The sequence below is a fragment of the Enterococcus sp. FSL R5-0957 genome (genome assembly GCF_038008005.1).
Lineage (GTDB): Bacteria > Bacillota > Bacilli > Lactobacillales > Enterococcaceae > Enterococcus_B > Enterococcus_B faecium.
This window is the reverse complement of sequence record NZ_JBBOYG010000001.1, coordinates 1,816,983-1,834,337: the sequence shown is the minus strand read 5'-3', so window position 1 is coordinate 1,834,337 and position 17,355 is coordinate 1,816,983. Positions and strand designations below refer to the sequence as shown.

Here is a 17,355-nt window from a genome sequence, read left to right as displayed (position 1 = left end):
AGATACACTCCTTTATATTTTATCGACAAAAATCGTGCTGGCCGCCTTGAAGCTGACGGGTATTTTCTTTCTATCATTTTGGATAGTGATTGGTCCTTCATAAGCTGCGATATCAACGATCTCATACTCTTCGTTGATATTCAGGTCAATTGTGACTAAGTAATCCAACAATTCTTTTTCATCAAGCACTCGTGCGATACGCACTTTTGTACCGACAGGATAGGATTCGAGTGTTTGTCGGCGTTCTTCATGGACGACTTCCTCTTTTTTAGGAATCGATCCTCCATGAGGACAATGTTTAGGATGATTCAAATAGTTTTCTAAATGATCTGCAAGATGTTCCGAAGTCACATGTTCCAATACTTCAGCATCATCGTGGACTTCATTCCAGCTATAGTCTAAATGTTCAACTAAAAAAACTTCCCATAAACGATGTTTGCGAATCAAACTGCTAGCTTTTTGCAGTCCGCTTGCAGTCAATTGTACACCTTGATAAGGGGAATGTTCTACAAGCTCTTCTTTCACAAGTTTAGAAATCATTTCACTGACAGATGCAGCCGAGACATCTAGGCTAGATACGATTTGTTTATTGTTGACTTTCGTTGTATCTCCGCCTAGTTCTAAAATGATTTTCAAATAATCTTCTCGATTTGGTGTCATATTCGATCATCCTTTCATGGTAAAAACCATCATTAGTAAGTGTAACAAAAAAAACGTTAATTGACTATTTTTCTAAATAAAAAACAAAGGATTTTTGGACGTTTTTACAACAAAAAACGAAAGACGAGAAAGAAGACTCATACTTTCGTTTATAGATATATATTGGGAGGTGTCTATTTTTCAGATGTCAACTTATACGAGACATCTGCAGATTCATCATAAAGAGTTTGTTCGGGATAAGAAAAGACAAGATAAAAACCGTATTGATCACGTACGACTAAACGCTGTTCATCTATTTCTACCACAGATGTGCCAAGTGACTGACCGTTGATCAAAAACGTGTAATCAGATGTAATCTGTAATTGTTGTTTTTGCTGGCTATCACTGAAGAACCATGTACCTTGATACCTCGAGAGTCTTTCAGATTTTTCTGCTTGTTTTTTCTTTTTCAAGTAAATCCAACTTGAGAGAACGGCAACGAGTGAACCAAGAAAATAGATCATTTTTTTATCACCAAATCACTCCTTTATGAGAAAATCATCGTATAGAAACATTCTTCCTTCTTCATTTCATTGTACCGAATAAAAACTAAAATTTCTCTAAGACTTTCGACTGGTTTTTTTACTGTTTTTCCACAAATTATGATAGGATACATAGTAGGAAGACAGGTGACATAATTTGAAGTATCAGCAAGTTGAAACAGCTTTTTTTATTGACCGCCCGAATCGGTTTATTGCACATTGCATGAAAAAAGACGGAGAAATGATTATCGCGCATGTCAAAAATACAGGCAGAGGAAAAGAGGTCCTGATAACGGGCGCTGAAGTGGCTATTGTATTTGCTCCTGGACCTAAAAGGAAAACCGACTATGATCTGATTGCTGTAAAAAAGAAGGGTGATTGGTTCAATATCGATAGTCAATTGCCTAATCAGTTGGCAACTGACGCTATTTTAGACGGCACGATCCTTTTACCAGGATTAACTGGTCCATTTACAGCATGCAAGCGGGAAGTAACTTATCTTCACTCCAAATTTGATATTTATTTGGAGACGGCGGCCGGACAAAAAGCATTTGTTGAAGTCAAAGGTATGACGCTTGAAAATAAAGCAATTGGTGCTTTTCCTGATGCGCCTACACTCAGAGGATTGAAACATGTTGGAGAATTAGCGTATGCCGCACAAGATGGTTATGCCGCTTATGTCTTGTTTATTGCTCAATTCGAACATCTTCATTTCGCAACGATCCATGAAGAAATGCAACCAGCACTAGCTGATATGGTTCGACATGCGCAGCAAAGTGGAGTGCAAATCCTCGCCTATAATTGTCAAGTAACGGCAGATGAGGTAACTGTCAAGCAGGCTATCCCATTTGATGTAGCTATCCCGTTTGAAGATCCTATACAATAGAAAGAAGGTAAAAAAATGATCAACTTAGGTATTATTGGAACAAATTGGATCACTCATCAATTTGTCCAAGCAGCTTTGAGCACAAAAAAATATGAATTGACAGCGGTATATTCTAGACATTTGGAAAAAGCACAGGAATTTGGTTCTCATTATGAAGGGGATATCGAATTTGCAACAGATTTGAAGACTTTTTTCAATATTGCTCATATGGACACTGTTTATATAGCTTCTCCAAATAGTCTTCATTTTAGTCAGACTAAGCAAGCAATTTTGGCAGGTAAAAATGTAATAGTGGAAAAGCCAGCTTTTTCGACGCCAAAAGAAATGGATGAAATCATCCATTTGGCAAATGAACACAATGTGTATTTTTTTGAAGCAGCAAGAAATATCCATGAATCAGGTTTTAAAAAGATTGCCGATTACTTACCATTAAAAGACGAGATAATCGGTGCAAATTTCAGCTATATGAAATATTCTTCGCGTTATGACCAAGTATTAGATGGAGAAGAACCAAATATCTTCTCGACTCATTTCTCAGGTGGTGCATTGATGGATTTAGGTGTTTACCTTGTGTATGCAACTGTCGCTTGGTTTGGAATGCCAAAAGAAGTCCATTATTTCCCAAGAAAGATTTCTACTGGTGTGGATGGTCTTGGATGGGGAATCTTGCGTTATGATACTTTCGATGTATCGATCCAACCAGGTAAAATCGGTGATTCTTATCTGCCATCAGAGATCTATTTTGACTCAGGAACGCTAGTGATGAATGGCGTCAATGCAATCGAACAAGCAGAGTTTCATGATCGGGTACACGAAGAAATCATTGACTTAGCAGTAACAGCTGCAGAAAATCCAATGGCAGATGAAGCAGAGGATTTTGCCAATGTCATGACTCATCCGAAAGATCCAGCTTGGGGATTATTGTATGAAGAGTGGATCGAGCTAGCTAGAAATGTGAACCAAGTGATTTATGATTTAAGAAAAAATGGTGGCATCAAATTCGATGCAGATAATGAGGAAGATTTTTAATGAACGAATTTGTACAAGTATTTCCCGAAAATTGGCAGAAAAATTATGAGAATAAAGGATTTATTACACCTTCTCTTATTCAACAGGCAGTTTTTCAGCCATTAAGCAATAAACAAAGCATAGTAGCCATCTCTCCAACAGGTTCAGGTAAAACACTGGCTTATCTTTGGCCGTTACTACTAAACGTAGAACCAGGTGAAGCAAGTGCGTTGGTTATCTTTGCATCTTCTCAAGAACTAGCTATTCAAGTAGCAGATGTTGCACGTGAATGGGGAAAAGACAAAGAATTGAAAGTCCAATCTTTGGTGGGCGGAGCAAACGTTAAACGACAAATTGAAGGTTTGAAGAAAAAACCAGAAATCTTGATTGGTACACCAGGAAGAATATTGGAATTGATGAAAGCTAAAAAAATAAAAGCACATCAAGTGAAAACAATGGTATTTGATGAAGCAGACCAGCTATTTGATGCGGGGAACAGCCAAATCATTGATCAGATTCTTCATCAAGCTCCGACAGAATATCAGCTAGCCTTTTTTTCAGCAACAGCAGATCGTTCCCTTGAAAGCATTGAAAAAATCACTGGGAAAACGTTTGAGACGATCGACGTGACAGCAGAAGATGATTCTCGAAAAGGCTTGAGACATTACTTTTTACGAGTGCCAATACGAAAGAAAGATGAATATCTAAGACGTCTCACTCACATAGAAGATTTTCAAGGTCTGATTTTCTTTAATCAACTGACTGAATTAGGTGTGATGGAAGAAAAATTGCTGTATAGAGGGGTACCTGTAGGAAGCCTGGCCTCTGATCAAAACAAGCTGCTCCGAAAAGCGGCGTTGGAACAATTCAAAAAGAAAAAGATCAGCGCACTTTTGACCACAGATGTGGCGGCTAGAGGTTTAGATATTACAGGACTTCCTTATGTCGTGAATGCAGAAGTGCCGTTAAGTGAAGAAGCTTACTTGCATCGTTCTGGAAGAACTGGACGAATGGGCAATGAAGGAACAGTGATCACACTCGTACAAGATAACAATTTAAGAGATTTGAAACGACTTTTACGTCCGACAAACATAACACTTGAAGAGATTTTTCTGCACGGAGGAAAGTTACAAACGGATCAACCAATCAAAGAAGATGTAGCTACCGCAGCGAATAACAAGTATAAGAAATCTTTTCCTGGGAAAGAACAAAATCCAGAGCATAACAAAAACAAATCAAGAAAAAAAGTTAAAAATAAATCAAAAAAAGAGAGAAATAAAGGAGCAAGGCGCAAATAAGCGCCTTTTTATGCTATGATTATGAAAACGGGAACAAAATTGGTTGCCAGAGGAGGGATTATGTGAAAGAACGTCAAGAAGAGATCTTGCATCTATTGACAGAAAACCAACAAGGATTGACAGCAAGTGATGTAGCTGAGCGCTTGAATATTGATCGAAGCAATGCAAGCCGATATTTAAGCGAACTGTATAAGGCTCATCATATTGTAAAAACCGCTGGCCGACCAGTCGTTTACTCCTTGCCAACGGAAAAATCAAAATCTGATGAAGTACATGTCGACTCTTCTACGCAAGTGACTTTTGAAACGCTCGTTGGAGAAAATGATTCTTTAAAAGTCAGCATACAGCAGGCAAAAGCAGCGATTCTTTATCCGCCGCGGGGGCTACATACCATTATTTTTGGAGAAACTGGTACAGGGAAGTCGATGTTTGCGGAATGTATGTATCATTTTGCAATCGAATCTGAAATGCTTTCAGCCGATGCGCCATTTGTTTCTTTCAATTGTGCGGATTATGCTCAAAATCCCCAACTGCTCTTTGGACACATCTTTGGGATCAAAAAAGGGGCTTACACAGGAGCAGCGCAAGACAGTCCTGGTCTAATCGCCAAAGCAGACGGCGGTATATTGTTTTTAGATGAGATCCACCGTTTACCACCGGAAGGGCAGGAAATGCTGTTTACTTTCATCGATAAAGGTATCTATCGTCCACTTGGAGAAAGTGCACAAGTACATGAAGCATCAGTTCAGATCATTGGGGCAACGACTGAATCTTCAGAAAGCTTCTTGACTACCTTCAACCGACGGATCCCTATGGCTATCACCTTGCCAAACCTTGCTTCGCGTTCATTGGATGAGCGTTATGAGATCATCTCTCTTTTTATCAAACAAGAAGCGAACCGTTTGAATCAACGTATCGATATCGAAAAAGAAGCGATTCTTGCCTTCATGCTTTATGATGCGGAAGGGAATATCGGTCAAGTGAAACGAGACCTGAAATTAGTCTGTGCAAAATCTTTTTTACATTACCGAACGCATCATGAGAAAAAGCTGATCATTCGAAAAGAAGAACTTTCCCTTCAAGTACAAAAAGGACTACTGAAAATCAAGGAAATACCAGAACGCCTCGACCGATTCATGGACAGTAAGAGCCAGTATTTGACATTTGAACCAGGGTTTGCTGATGTCGTCTGGTCACAAGATCCAGAAAGAAACATGCAAGTCTACAACGATATTGAGGAAAAAGTTACTTCTCTTTCTGAAACCGGTGTGGAGAACATCGATTTGGAGACGCTCATTTCAAAAGATGTGGATGCTTATTTTCAGACATATGTCAAAGGATTGACTAAAAGTTCAATCCCAAAAGATCTTTTGCCAGATGAAATCTGGCGGTTAACCAATCAATTGTATGATGTGGCTGAAAAACGGTTAGACCGTATTTATAATGAAAAAGCTCGTTTTGCTTTTGCTTTGCATTTGCAAAGTACATTGGATCGTGTGAGAGAAGGACATATGATTGTCCATCCAGATTTGAATAATGTACGAAAAAATTTTAAGAGGGAATTCCAGGTAGCAATCGATCTTTCGACAATCATCGAAGAAGAAGAACAAGTCGAGATTCCTTTTGATGAAATTGGCTTTATCAGTATGTTTCTTTCTATCAATTTAGGAGAAAGTGAGCCCGTTAAAGAAAACAAAGTAGATGTTCTTGTACTGATGCACGGCAGACAGACCGCTTCAAGTATGTTGGAGATGGCGCAAGAACTATTAGGAACAAAAGTAGGGAAAGCTTTTAATATGCCACTGGTTATGGAAGTTCAAACAATGTATGAAGAGGTCCTACAATATGTCAAAAATTATCAGGGGCATTTGACGAATGGCTTGCTTTTGTTAACAGATATGGGATCATTAAACACCTTCAGTGATTTGATTTATGAAGAGACTGGCATTCGGACGAAAGCTATCACAATGACAAGTACAATGATTGTGATAGAAGCGATACGGATGGCAAGTGTTGGAAGAAGCTTAGAAGACATCTATCAAAATATTCAGCTCTCCTTTGAATCAATCGTACGTGATCAGTTCAAAGCGGAAAAATCTGAAACTTTACAGCGTAAAAAAGCTGTGATTGTGACATGCTTTACTGGTGAGGGAGTAGCTGCCAAATTGTATCAACGGATTATGCCGGTGATTAATCAAGACAAAGTAGAACTGATCCAGATGCAGTTTTTAGAACGCGAATCATTCAAAAAACACATTGATGCCTTATTGGAAGAATACGAGATCAAAGCAATTGCAGGAACGGTTGACGTTGATTATCAAAATATCCCATTTTTTTCCGCCTATGACGTTTTTGATGATGAAAAATTGAATGTTTTAAAGCGTATAGCTGATGATGAGATTCCAACAGCTAAAATTGTTGATTCGCTTTCAGGATCATTAAGTGATGTCTTTTCTATTGATGAATTGATCCGCTCATTGCAAAAAACAGTTCAGCAGATTCAGACAGATTTGTCGATTATCGTAGAACCAGGAGTAGATACTGGAATCGTCATCCATTTAGCCTTCATGCTAGACGGTTTGATCAAAAAAGAAACACATCGGCAATTTGAGAAACTATCTATTTTCTCAAAAATTTATCGCTTGGAAATGGATATCATTCGAGCAAACTTGATGGCACTGGAACGAAAATATCAGGTAAAAATTTCAGAAGATGACATCGCGTTTCTTACACAAATGTTTCTTGAAAACAAAATAAAAAAATAAACACACTAATCATACTGTTTACACACTGGATATCAGTGTGCGCACTATATAAAAGAGCTAAAAAGCATGAAAACGCTATTTTAGCTCTTTTTTTCTTGGCATGCTTCTTGCATTATATAAAAGTGTAAAAAAAATAAAAGGAGTGTTAAAAATGGCAAAAAAAACAATTATGTTAGTTTGTTCAGCAGGGATGAGTACGAGTTTATTGGTCACAAAAATGCAAAAAGCAGCAGAAGAAAAAGGAATGGAAGCCGATATTTTTGCTGTTTCTGCCTCAGATGCAGATAATAATTTAGAATCTAAGAATGTCGATGTTTTATTATTAGGTCCTCAAGTACGTTTCATGAAAGCTCAATTCGAACAAAAACTTGCGCCTAAAGGTATTCCGTTAGATGTCATCAATATGCAGGACTATGGCATGATGAATGGAGAAAAAGTACTTGCACAAGCAGAAAATCTAATGAAATAAATCAAGTATGCAGTTGGGGGATAACAACGTGGAAGATCAACAAAATCTAGAAGCCATCATGGGACTCATCATGTTCGGCGGTAATGCAAAGAGCGACGCAATGGAAGCAATTGCGGCTGCTAAAATCGGTGATTTCGAGTTAGCGGATAGAAAAATCGCTGATTCAGAAGAATCACTTATACAAGCGCATCATGCACAAACAGACATGTTGACACAAGAAGCACAAGGAAATCATATGCAAGTGACGTTATTGACTGTTCATAGTCAAGATCATTTAATGACGTCTATTGCGTTTACTGATTTAGCAAAAGAAATCATCGAACTTTATCGTCGCGTATACAGCGAATAAATACAACTTCTTTTTTGAACGGAAGAAGAAAAATTTTTGAACGGATTTTTTATTTTGTTATAAAGAGAACTCTCTTTATATAAAAAACTTATAGGAGGAAGTAAAAAATGAACGGACTAACAAGTTGGATGGAGAAATACATCCTGCCGGTTGCCGCAAAAATCGGAGCGCAAAAACATTTAGTTGCTTTGCGTGATGCTTTTATCGGCACACTGCCCGCAACAATGGCGGGATCAGTCGCTGTAATGATCAATGCAATTATTCGAGATTTACCGCAACAGTTTAACAGTACCTACGCTGACAGTTTAGCAGCAGACAAAGGAATCTTTGCCGTATTGAATGTCATCATCGGAATCAATGGTTTTGTCTGGAACGGTACACTAGCAATCGCCGGATTGATTTTTGCCTTTTCTTGGGGGTATAATCTTGCCCGAGCTTATGGAGTAAATGATCTAGCTGGGGGGATCGTTGGTCTAGCTACCTTGATTCAAGGTATTTCCTTTGGTCCAGCATTATCAGCAGCATTAGATGTGAATGTCCCTTCAAATGTCGCAGATGCAATCAATAGTTCTGAGATTGGTGCAACGATTGCAGATGGCACACTGTCAGTTGGATTATGGGGTTGGCTGAAACTAGATCATTTGAATGGAAACGCTTATTTTACAGTTATGATCATGGGGGCAATTTCAGTCATTATTTTTTGTAAATTGATGCTTGCTAACATTACGATCAAAATGCCTGATTCAGTACCACCAGCAGTATCTAAAGCATTTGCAGCCATTTTACCAGCGACGATCGCTTTATACGTCATTGCTATTATCAATTATATCGTAGGTCGTGTAGCTGATGGGCAACTAATCATTGATTTGGTACAAAAATATATTGCAGAACCATTCCTAGGATTATCCCAAGGGTTGGGAGCAGTATTGATCGTCACAGTGTTTGTTCAAGTATTCTGGTTCTTTGGTATTCATGGACCAAATGTATTGGCACCAGTGCTAGAGGGAATCTGGGGACAAGCACAACTAATCAATATTGATATTTTCCAAAAAGGTTATAACGGAAAAACTGGTACACCAGCCGTGTTAGACGCAATCGAAGATGGAAAAGCTTATATGTGGGTCCGTGGATCGTTCGATGCTTTTGCATGGTTTGGCGGATCAGGTGGAACGATCGTCTTACTGATAGCTATCTTGATTTTCTCTAAACGAGCGGATTATTTAACAGTAGCTAAATTATCCATTGGACCTGGTATTTTCAATATCAACGAGCCAGTGATGTTTGGTCTGCCGATCGTATTGAATGCAATCATGTTCATCCCATTCTTGATTGCTCCAGTAGTTGCGACAGCTATCGGTTGGTTAGCAACTTACTTTGGACTTGTAGCGCCAGTTTCGCAACAAGTTACATGGGTAGTACCGCCGTTCTTATTGTCATTCTTAGCAACAGGAGCGGATTGGCGAGCACCAATCGTAACGTTGGTATGTATGGTCGTGACTTTCTTGATTTGGGCACCGTTTGTCATTTCTGCAAACAAAATGGACCCTGCCGCAGGCGAACAACAATAAGATGAATCTGAGGAGCGGGACGCTTTAAGTTTCGTTCCTCATAATGAATTTTCGAGGAGGAACTGAAATGATTTCAATTGCCAGTGCAATGCAACAAGATGCAATCAAAGAATTGTTAGAAGGATACAATGAAGAAGGAATGACATTTACGTTTAAAGAAAAACAAGGAATCAAAATGTTCTTTGAAACAAGTGCAGAAGATCCGGAAGCTGCGGCTAAAAAAGCAAAGGAACTAATCAAAGCACAGCCTTGGGGAACAGTCCTTTATTTTCAGTCAACAGCTGTTTAAGAAAATGGTTCAAAAAGATAGGATGGTTGATATGATAAAAAACGGTTTATTTTTATGTAGTATTGGTTCTTTGATCGTGTTGTATAGTTTGAATCCACATTCGCAAAGGTATGATTTGTATAGTATGGTCACGGGTCTTTTCCTAACAGGATTAGGAATCTACTTCTTCATGAAGGGGAAAAAAAGAGAAGAAGCAAAGGAGGAAAATAACTAATGGAAATCACAAAAAAATTAAATATTCCAGCGTCGTTTTTTTACGATAAAGTTATGGATTCTGTTCTTTTCGATGTACGTAAAGCGACCGGCAAATCAGTGACCAGAAAACAGCTGAAAAATTTGGAGTACGTCAAACAATTCTCGCAAAATAACCGGGCTCGTATAAAAATCGAAGAAGTCATTGAAAACCAGTCTTATAAGTTTCGTACATCGACAACGAAGAATGAATTCGTTGTTCATTATCAAATCAAACCAGTAGACGATTCGACCTGTGAGGTTCATTACACAGAAAAAATGGAGTCTTATGGCATGCTTCAAAAGTTGAATGATATGCTTTTAGGAACGATCTTGATGTACTTTAAGCGGAGACGTTTCAAAAAAATGCTAGAGATGATCGAAGCAACGTATTAAACCAGTAAAAAAATGGTACTATTTAGTTATTGAAAAATGAAGTAAGCTAGAAGAGATTTTTCTGAGGAAGCGAGGTCTTTCCTGAGATTCCTCACTAGCTTTTTTGTAGGAAGGGGCAGCAAAATGACAAAACAAGTAAGAGAGCTAGGGGGATCTTCGATTGAGGAAATGTTTGCTTTAGCCACATATGCATTTAATGGGGCAGATACACCTGAAAGGAGAGAACGTTTTCGTACACTTGCGGAGAATTCCTGGAATTACGGTTTTTTTGATGAGGAGGATCGGCTAACAAGTCAAGTCATGGCGACTCCTTTTCCAGTGAATTTTTACGGACAAGAGTATTTAATGGCCAGTATTGGCTATGTTGCTTCTTATCCTGAAGCAAGGGGACAAGGCGGAATCAATCAGATCATGGAAAAGATCCTTGAAGATTGCCGTGATCGTAAAGTAAGCTTATCTTATCTGGCGCCATTCTCCTATCCCTTCTATCGGCGCTATGGCTATGAACAATCGTTTGATAAAATCAGGTATCAACTAAACAGTCGTGACGTGCCGTTTACCAAAAAAAAATCTGGCAAGATGAAGCGTATGAATTTCGAAGATGCAAAAGCTGCTATCAAACGAATTTATGAACAGATGCCTGAAAACCAACGAGCTGGTCTGAAGCGCGAAGACTGGTGGTATACGTATAAATTCAAGCAAAAAGGTAATTATCAGTTTGCTTTGTATTTTGATGAGACTGGGGAAGCAACGGGCTATGTCGTTTACCAGCTTGCAGCGTCTTCCTTTATTATTGTGGAATGGGGATTTTTGAATCATGATGCCTTTTGCAGCCTTGTCCGCTTTGTAAGTTCCCATAACGGTGCTTTTGAAACATTTGAATATTCATGTGGCTACGGTGGCAATGATCAAAATTATCTATTAGCAAATCCATTTGCTTCTGTAACGATCACACCTTATATGATGGCGAGGATCGTAGATATTTCTTTGTTTTTGGAAAAATATCCATTTAGAAAGAAACAAGCTGCCTTTGCCCTTCAGATAGAAGAAGATCAGTATGCAAAATGGAATGAAGGAATCGTGGAAGTAACGATCAAAAATGGAAAAAACCATCTCTCAAAAGTAGAACAAACAGCATTACCGATCGTTCGCGGAAATATCCAACATATCACACAGCTATTATTAGGATATCGTAAAGTTGAAGAGCTGGTATTCCAAGAGAGGATACAGGTGGCAAAAGAATATGAAGAAACGTTAAGCTCGATCTTGCCACAGCAACAGCCAATCCTTAATGACTATTTTTGATAAAAAAAGGGTGATGACAATATTTTTGTCACCACCCTTTTGTTTTTTCGTTTGGCATTTGAAGGAAAATGTTAAAGTAAATCCTCTTTTTTCGTAAATTTGAATTTTTTGTTTTCTTTTGTTTTAGGGTTTTCTTTTTTGTGGTCTTGGATTGCTTCTTTCGTAATCTTTTCCCGATTTTTTTTAGATGAATCTAAGCGTTCGGCATATACTTTTTCTTTTGGCTTATCATTCATTGGAAAGAACCTCCCTGTATTATTTCATTCTACTCCTAGTTTATCATCTGTTAAGAGCTAGTGGAAACGTTTTGCCTAACTTACAAGCTGATTTTTTTAGCAGATAAGCTTGCAAGTAAAAAACAAACAAGCTACAATTGATTTATTGAAATTGTTCCTGTAGCTCAGTAGGATAGAGCAATCGCCTCCTAAGCGATAGGTCGCTGGTTCAATTCCAGTCAGGAACGTACAAATAACCCCTGTATCCTTTGTGATACAGGTTTTTTTATTTTAAAACAACGAAAATTAAATATTTTATAATTAAAAAAACTTCATTTTTTATTGATATAAGGGTATAATTTTTATTGAAGGAAGGTGATAAAAAAACATTTTCATTAAAACGGAAAGTAAAAAATAAAAATAAAAATGAAAGAGGGAGAAAAATTAAAAAAATGGATTCTTAGCGCTACATTGATTATTTTACTTAGGGCTTTCGCAGATGTAAGGGTAATAGAACAAAGTGGTTTTACTGGTAGGCGCGTAGCTTTTCCAATGCTATGAAGCTAGAGCCTTTCTAGTGGGCATAAGTATGTTTAACTTCTTATGCTAATCTGGACACATAATGTACAGGCGCACTACATAGAGAATCACGAAAGTGGGATAGTACTAAGTATAGTTGATACAAACAGCACTTCACAGCTAGAATAATTGGAAAGTCAGAAGTTTTTTGTTCGATTTGAAATACCTAGTTAGTTTGAATACGTACATAAAGAGTCTTCTTATTTAGCACTTAATAAAAAACGCCGATTGTAAAATTAAGCTAGACAACTAAAAAAGTCATTTGTGCTACACTCAAAATAGTTCCGTCCAAAGAATTATAAGGAGTGAGTACAAATGACCTATACCCATCTTACAACGGATGAACTTGTAATGATAGAGTCTTATTTCAAAATAAATCAATCTGTTGCGAAAACTGCGCATTGCTTGAATCGTTCAAGACAAACGATCCATAAAGTATACCTGTTCTTCAAGCAAGGAAAATCAGCCTTAGAGTACTATCAACAGTATAAGAAAAACAAATCAAACTGTGGTAGACGCCCGCTTGTTTTACCTGAGGAACAATCAGAATATATTCAAAGAAAGGTTGTTCAAGGATGGACACCCGATGTGATTGTTGGTCGTGCAGCGTTTCCTATTCGTTGTTCTGCTCGTACCATTTATCGTATGTTCAAAAAGGGGCTATTTAATCCTTCTGACTTACCGATGAAAGGCAAGCGTAAACCAAATGGACATCAAGAAAGACGTGGAAAACAAGCTTTCCGTCGCTCTATTCATGAACGTGAAAAAGATTATAGCCAATTCTCAAATGAGTTTGGTCACCTTGAAGGTGACACTATCGTAGGTTTGAAACATAAAAGTGCTGTAATTACCTTAGTTGAGCGATTATCAAAAGTTATCATCACATTGAAACCGTGTGGTAGACAAGCGATTGATATTGAAAACAAATTAAATCATTGGTTTGAATCTGTACCGAAAAATCTATTCAAATCCATCACTTTTGATTGTGGAAAGGAATTTTCAAATTGGAAACAGATCAGTAATGCCAATGATATTGCCATTTATTTCGCTGATCCAGGAACGCCGTCTCAAAGAGGCCTAAACGAGAATTCTAACGGATTGTTACGTAGAGATGGTTTATTGAAATCTATGGATTTCAATTCAGTAGATGAATCTTTTATTCAATCTGTCGCATCGAAACGAAATAATATTCCTAGAAAATCACTGAATTATCGAACACCTTTGGAAGTATTTTTGAGTTACGTAAGTATTGATGATTTGTCTAACTTAATTTGACAATTAAGAAAATATAAAAAACATTTAAAAGAGAAATCAAAGGTTTTCTCAATCTTTGATAAAAAAGGAGGAAGTAGAAAATGAAAAAAGCAAAATTGATACTTAGCACAATCGTCTTGACATCTTTAAGTAGTGGGTTTTTAGGGAGTGGGACGGTGGATGCCAGTGCATATAATAATAAAGTTGTTTCGCTTCGAGCTGCTAGTGATACAACGCTTACTGTGTCACGCATACCTTATAATCCTATTCTATATTTTGAAATTGGAATGGAAAATTATAATCAATCTGACTCAACCCAACGTTGGGTAATGGAGTACAATGCAAATGCCGGTGGTTATTATATCCGGGAGCAGATTCCGGGAGGTGTGAATTCTAGTCCGAATTATATTTGGAGGGATAGCAGGGGAGGAGGCTTTGTGGACTTCTCGAGTAACAGAGAGAATGTAGGGACTCTGTGGAAGTTATATTCAGCCGGACAGAACTCGTTGGGAAATATATATTTTATAGAAAATATGTCAAGCGGGACCTATTTGAATTGGAGCAGAGGAGGTCATACTGATCTGGGGGTGTTTTCTACTGCATTTGATTGGAATCGTGAGCAAAGATTCATTGTGCAAGTTGAAGGAGAAGTTTAAAAGATAAAATGGAAGTACACTAATACGTTCAATCTTTTTGACTTATATCTAGAGAGTGGGGCAATAATCAGATTTTTTTCTGACTATTGTCCCACTCTCTTTTTTATATGTTTTTGTTATTTTATTTGTGCTAACAAGATTTTGCTCAAGCCCAATCTCCATTACGGAAAATCGGTACTGTAGAACCGTCTTCGCGGATTCCATCGATATCCATCTTGTCAGATCCTACCATGAAATCTACGTGGGTTTGACTTCTATTCAAACCAGCTTCTGCTAATTCTTCGTCGGACATTTCTGTACCGCCTTTCACACTGAAGGCATAAGCAGACCCTAAGGCTAAATGGTTCGATGCGTTCTCATCAAATAATGTATTGAAGAAAATGATACCAGATTGAGAAATAGGTGAAGGGTCAGGAACAAGTGCTACTTCTCCTAGACGACGCGCACCTTCATCGGTATCAAGCAGTTTTGCTAAGACATCTTCGCCTTGTTCGGCAGAAAAGTCAACTACTTTTCCATCTTTGAAAGTAAATTTCATACCAGAGATGATCGTACCAGCATAACTCAGTGGTTTTGTACTTGAAATATACCCATCTACTCGGTGACTGTCAGGTGCGGTGAACACTTCTTCTGTTGGCATATTTGCCATGAATTTTTCCCCTCGAGCATTGTAGCTTCCAGCACCTTCCCAAAGATGGTTTTTAGGCAATCCAATGATGATATCCGTACCAGGAGCAGTGTAGTGCAGGGCAGAAAATTGTTCTTGATTCAATTCTTCTGCTTTTTTTGCTAATTTCTCATCGTGTTTTTTCCATGCTAAAACAGGGTCTTCTTCGTAGACACGAGTTGTTTTGAAAATTTGATCCCATAATGCATCAACTTGTTCTTCTTCTGGCAGATCTGGAAAAACTTTTGCTGCCCATTGTTTACCAGCAGCAGCTACAACAGTCCAACTGACTTTATTTGCCTGAGTTGCCTTGCGCAAATTCATTAGTGCTTTACCGGCAGCTGCTTGATAAGATGCTACTCGTTGGCTGTCTACACCGGCAAACGCATCAGGGTCGGCAGAAACGACACTGATCCTGCTTGCTCCTTTTTCAAGCCATTCATCCGCTTGATCGATTTTAGATTGTGGTACATTCTCAATACGATCTGTTGCTGCATGTAAAAGAAATTCTCTTTGAATCTGATCATCCGTCCATTGAACGATGACTTCAGCAGCTCCTAATTTGTAAGCTTCTTGTGTGATCAAGCGAGCAAGGGGTGCTTGGTCCACACTGATCTGTAAAACGACTGTGTGACCTTTTTCTGTGGCCACGCCAGTTTCTGCAATTAAGCGTGCATATTTTTTTAGAAGTTCATTAAAATCGGATAACATAATAAAAATTCCTCCTCACCATTTTTTCTGGTAACTATTAGCATGATACCATTTAATCATGATTCAAACAATGTAGCTTTAAATAAAAAAAGGAGGTTATTTTTTTATGGTTGCGTTTCACATTCTATGACACGACTTGCTATTTTAGCTTGTGAAGAAAATCGAAAACTAATTTTGCATATCAAAAAAAACATGTTACAATAAAATTAATCAATGGTGGAAGCGTTATAAAAAAATTGAGGAGATTAAAAAAATATGGCAAGAAAAAAGACGATTACTAAAGAACAGATTTTGGCAGCTGCTTATGAAGTAGCTGCCACCGAGGGATTTACACGATTTACTGCGAGAAACATCGCGAACAAAATGAATTGTTCCACGCAGCCGATCTATCTTGAGTTCAAGAATATGGATGATTTGAGACAAGCACTTTTTGAACAAATCTATGATTATTTGCAATACGAAGTGTTTCCAGTTGAGCATACAGGGAATACGATTATCGATCTTGCTTTTAATTATATCCATTTTGCAAGAAGAGAGAAGAAGTTGTATCGTTCACTGTACTTAGAAGAATATGGTGGAGGAAAAGAGATGCAAAATTTCTCTTATACTTACTTTGTGAATACAGTGAAACGGGACCCAACCTATGCGGATCTTTCAGAAGAGCAGATCGAATCCTTGCATAACGGTACATGGATCATAGCTACCGGGATTGCAGCTTTGATGTCTTCAAGCATTATCCATCCAACTGATGAGCAGATTGAAAAAATGATCCAAGACAGCATTGATGCAATCTTGAATCTCAAAGAACCAATCGAAATCGATTGAATATACTCAAGAGTTTCACAAATCAGTAGATAACAAGAGATGTGTCAACATAAGGAAAATTTCGTTTTTCTTACAGCGTATACATTTTTAACTCCCGAAGAACTCTTCCATAAATACAATAAAAGAGCCGTCTAGATTGATTCAATCTGGACGGCTCTTTTATATCTCAAGCATATTAAAGTTTTGCGACTAATTCTTTAGCGAAAGCTTCTAGATTCTCGATATCTTCTTCCTCAGCATTTAAGTCTACTTTTACATTTTCTGCGCCTTTTGATGCGCCTGTTTTTCCAAAAGCAGCATCGAAGTCATCCACTGATTTACAGAATTCATCGTAAAAAGTATCACCAGATCCGCAGACGCCGTAGATTTTTCCTGATAGATCCAACTCTTGCAAGTCTTCATAAAAATCTACAATCTCATCAGGAAGATCGCCATCATCGTATGTATAAGTAGCTACGACGCAAATATCTGCTTCCTCGAATTCATCTGCATCTACTTGGGTACATTCGTTGATTTCGACTTCGATATCCATATTTTCAAATGCTTCTGCAACAATATCGGCGATTTCTTCAGTATTTCCTGTCATGCTAGCATATACGATTTTTGCTAAAGCCATGATGTGCCTCCTTGTTTAAAATTATTTAACAATTATGAATTATACCAAAACATCGTTGAAAAGAAAATAAAACCTAGAGACACATGG

Annotated in this window: 19 protein-coding genes and 1 tRNA gene; 15 read left to right on the top strand and 5 right to left on the bottom strand. The window is 37.9% G+C overall.

Translation table 11 applies throughout. From position 1 onward, the window contains the following. Positions 1-12: 12 nt before the first annotated feature. Both MKX69_RS08900 and MKX69_RS08895 read right to left on the bottom strand, forming a co-directional pair. Positions 13-660 (bottom strand): metal-dependent transcriptional regulator, encoded by a 648-nt coding sequence (locus MKX69_RS08900; protein ID WP_341009830.1) that lies wholly within the window; start codon positions 658-660, stop codon positions 13-15. A 173-nt stretch (positions 661-833) separates the two neighbouring features. After that, the gene (locus MKX69_RS08895; RefSeq protein ID WP_002375263.1) at positions 834-1,163 is read right to left on the bottom strand and encodes a DUF4828 domain-containing protein; all 330 of its coding nucleotides are present in this window, start codon (positions 1,161-1,163) and stop codon (positions 834-836) included. 175 nt (positions 1,164-1,338) lie between these two features. On the opposite strand from MKX69_RS08895, the gene sfsA reads away from it, so the two are divergent. The 11 genes from sfsA to MKX69_RS08840 all read left to right on the top strand — a co-directional run bounded on the left by sfsA (position 1,339) and on the right by MKX69_RS08840 (position 11,745). Then, positions 1,339-2,067 (top strand): DNA/RNA nuclease SfsA, encoded by a 729-nt coding sequence (gene sfsA / locus MKX69_RS08890; protein WP_341009829.1) that lies wholly within the window; start codon positions 1,339-1,341, stop codon positions 2,065-2,067. A gap of 15 nt (positions 2,068-2,082) precedes the next feature. After that, positions 2,083-3,096, top strand: a complete 1,014-nt coding sequence (locus MKX69_RS08885) for a Gfo/Idh/MocA family protein (protein ID WP_002315401.1) — start codon at positions 2,083-2,085, stop codon at positions 3,094-3,096. Beyond that, positions 3,096-4,373, top strand: a complete 1,278-nt coding sequence (locus tag MKX69_RS08880; protein WP_002291838.1) for a DEAD/DEAH box helicase — start codon at positions 3,096-3,098, stop codon at positions 4,371-4,373. The genes MKX69_RS08885 and MKX69_RS08880 overlap by 1 nt, the downstream gene beginning before the upstream one ends. Before the next feature lie 62 nt (positions 4,374-4,435). Further along, complete coding sequence (locus tag MKX69_RS08875; RefSeq protein WP_341009826.1) at positions 4,436-7,138, top strand: sigma 54-interacting transcriptional regulator; 2,703 nt, start codon at positions 4,436-4,438, stop codon at positions 7,136-7,138. Between the two features lie 151 nt (positions 7,139-7,289). Next, complete coding sequence (locus MKX69_RS08870) at positions 7,290-7,607, top strand: PTS sugar transporter subunit IIB (RefSeq protein WP_002286606.1); 318 nt, start codon at positions 7,290-7,292, stop codon at positions 7,605-7,607. Between the two features lie 28 nt (positions 7,608-7,635). Continuing rightward, a complete protein-coding gene (locus tag MKX69_RS08865; RefSeq protein WP_341009823.1) occupies positions 7,636-7,956 on the top strand; it encodes a PTS lactose/cellobiose transporter subunit IIA in 321 nt (106 codons plus the stop codon). 107 nt (positions 7,957-8,063) lie between these two features. Next, positions 8,064-9,524: a PTS sugar transporter subunit IIC gene (locus MKX69_RS08860; protein WP_002292902.1), complete on the top strand. Its 1,461-nt coding sequence runs from the start codon at positions 8,064-8,066 to the stop codon at positions 9,522-9,524. Between the two features lie 67 nt (positions 9,525-9,591). Then, positions 9,592-9,813 carry a hypothetical protein gene (locus MKX69_RS08855; RefSeq protein WP_002292901.1) on the top strand — a complete coding sequence of 74 codons (222 nt, stop codon included), beginning with the start codon at positions 9,592-9,594 and terminating at the stop codon, positions 9,811-9,813. 31 nt (positions 9,814-9,844) lie between these two features. Then, complete coding sequence (locus tag MKX69_RS08850) at positions 9,845-10,027, top strand: DUF3188 domain-containing protein (RefSeq protein ID WP_341009820.1); 183 nt, start codon at positions 9,845-9,847, stop codon at positions 10,025-10,027. After that, on the top strand, positions 10,027-10,440 hold the full coding sequence (locus MKX69_RS08845; RefSeq protein WP_002315398.1) for a DUF3284 domain-containing protein: 414 nt from the start codon (positions 10,027-10,029) through the stop codon (positions 10,438-10,440). The genes MKX69_RS08850 and MKX69_RS08845 overlap by 1 nt, the downstream gene beginning before the upstream one ends. Positions 10,441-10,563: 123 nt before the next feature. After that, the gene (locus MKX69_RS08840) at positions 10,564-11,745 is read left to right on the top strand and encodes a GNAT family N-acetyltransferase (RefSeq protein ID WP_341009818.1); all 1,182 of its coding nucleotides are present in this window, start codon (positions 10,564-10,566) and stop codon (positions 11,743-11,745) included. A 71-nt stretch (positions 11,746-11,816) separates the two neighbouring features. On the opposite strand, the gene MKX69_RS08835 is transcribed toward MKX69_RS08840, so the two are convergent. Further along, positions 11,817-11,981: a hypothetical protein gene (locus MKX69_RS08835; RefSeq protein ID WP_002286676.1), complete on the bottom strand. Its 165-nt coding sequence runs from the start codon at positions 11,979-11,981 to the stop codon at positions 11,817-11,819. Between the two features lie 153 nt (positions 11,982-12,134). Between MKX69_RS08835 and MKX69_RS08830 the strand changes: the two genes are divergently transcribed. The 3 genes from MKX69_RS08830 (at position 12,135) to MKX69_RS08820 (ending at position 14,449) form a co-directional block, all read left to right on the top strand. Further along, positions 12,135-12,208: transfer RNA gene (locus MKX69_RS08830), tRNA-Arg, on the top strand. 646 nt (positions 12,209-12,854) lie between these two features. Beyond that, entirely contained in the window at positions 12,855-13,814 is a 960-nt protein-coding gene (locus tag MKX69_RS08825) for an IS30 family transposase (RefSeq protein ID WP_000222573.1), read from the top strand. Between the two features lie 80 nt (positions 13,815-13,894). Further along, positions 13,895-14,449, top strand: coding sequence for a hypothetical protein (locus tag MKX69_RS08820; protein ID WP_002315343.1), 555 nt, complete (start codon positions 13,895-13,897; stop codon positions 14,447-14,449). 145 nt (positions 14,450-14,594) lie between these two features. Here the strand turns inward: MKX69_RS08820 and MKX69_RS08815 are convergent, their stop codons facing one another. Beyond that, complete coding sequence (locus MKX69_RS08815) at positions 14,595-15,827, bottom strand: aminopeptidase (RefSeq protein ID WP_002315342.1); 1,233 nt, start codon at positions 15,825-15,827, stop codon at positions 14,595-14,597. A 255-nt stretch (positions 15,828-16,082) separates the two neighbouring features. Here MKX69_RS08815 and MKX69_RS08810 point away from each other — a divergent pair, with 255 nt between their 5' ends. Further along, complete coding sequence (locus MKX69_RS08810) at positions 16,083-16,652, top strand: TetR/AcrR family transcriptional regulator (RefSeq protein ID WP_002315341.1); 570 nt, start codon at positions 16,083-16,085, stop codon at positions 16,650-16,652. 175 nt (positions 16,653-16,827) lie between these two features. Here the strand turns inward: MKX69_RS08810 and MKX69_RS08805 are convergent, their stop codons facing one another. Further along, positions 16,828-17,268 carry a flavodoxin gene (locus MKX69_RS08805; RefSeq protein ID WP_002292892.1) on the bottom strand — a complete coding sequence of 147 codons (441 nt, stop codon included), beginning with the start codon at positions 17,266-17,268 and terminating at the stop codon, positions 16,828-16,830. Positions 17,269-17,355: the final 87 nt, after the last annotated feature.

What these genes read in the sequence shown, in the direction of transcription:
- MKX69_RS08900 (WP_341009830.1), bottom strand. Translation starts at nt 660, where the DNA reads ATGACACCAAATCGAGAAGATTATTTGAAAATCATTTTAGAACTAGGC.
- MKX69_RS08895 (WP_002375263.1), bottom strand. Translation starts at nt 1,163, where the DNA reads ATGATCTATTTTCTTGGTTCACTCGTTGCCGTTCTCTCAAGTTGGATT.
- MKX69_RS08885 (WP_002315401.1), top strand. Translation starts at nt 2,083, where the DNA reads ATGATCAACTTAGGTATTATTGGAACAAATTGGATCACTCATCAATTT.
- MKX69_RS08880 (WP_002291838.1), top strand. Translation starts at nt 3,096, where the DNA reads ATGAACGAATTTGTACAAGTATTTCCCGAAAATTGGCAGAAAAATTAT.
- MKX69_RS08870 (WP_002286606.1), top strand. Translation starts at nt 7,290, where the DNA reads ATGGCAAAAAAAACAATTATGTTAGTTTGTTCAGCAGGGATGAGTACG.
- MKX69_RS08860 (WP_002292902.1), top strand. Translation starts at nt 8,064, where the DNA reads ATGAACGGACTAACAAGTTGGATGGAGAAATACATCCTGCCGGTTGCC.
- MKX69_RS08855 (WP_002292901.1), top strand. Translation starts at nt 9,592, where the DNA reads ATGATTTCAATTGCCAGTGCAATGCAACAAGATGCAATCAAAGAATTG.
- MKX69_RS08850 (WP_341009820.1), top strand. Translation starts at nt 9,845, where the DNA reads ATGATAAAAAACGGTTTATTTTTATGTAGTATTGGTTCTTTGATCGTG.
- MKX69_RS08845 (WP_002315398.1), top strand. Translation starts at nt 10,027, where the DNA reads ATGGAAATCACAAAAAAATTAAATATTCCAGCGTCGTTTTTTTACGAT.
- MKX69_RS08840 (WP_341009818.1), top strand. Translation starts at nt 10,564, where the DNA reads ATGACAAAACAAGTAAGAGAGCTAGGGGGATCTTCGATTGAGGAAATG.
- MKX69_RS08835 (WP_002286676.1), bottom strand. Translation starts at nt 11,981, where the DNA reads ATGAATGATAAGCCAAAAGAAAAAGTATATGCCGAACGCTTAGATTCA.
- MKX69_RS08825 (WP_000222573.1), top strand. Translation starts at nt 12,855, where the DNA reads ATGACCTATACCCATCTTACAACGGATGAACTTGTAATGATAGAGTCT.
- MKX69_RS08820 (WP_002315343.1), top strand. Translation starts at nt 13,895, where the DNA reads ATGAAAAAAGCAAAATTGATACTTAGCACAATCGTCTTGACATCTTTA.
- MKX69_RS08815 (WP_002315342.1), bottom strand. Translation starts at nt 15,827, where the DNA reads ATGTTATCCGATTTTAATGAACTTCTAAAAAAATATGCACGCTTAATT.
- MKX69_RS08810 (WP_002315341.1), top strand. Translation starts at nt 16,083, where the DNA reads ATGGCAAGAAAAAAGACGATTACTAAAGAACAGATTTTGGCAGCTGCT.
- MKX69_RS08805 (WP_002292892.1), bottom strand. Translation starts at nt 17,268, where the DNA reads ATGGCTTTAGCAAAAATCGTATATGCTAGCATGACAGGAAATACTGAA.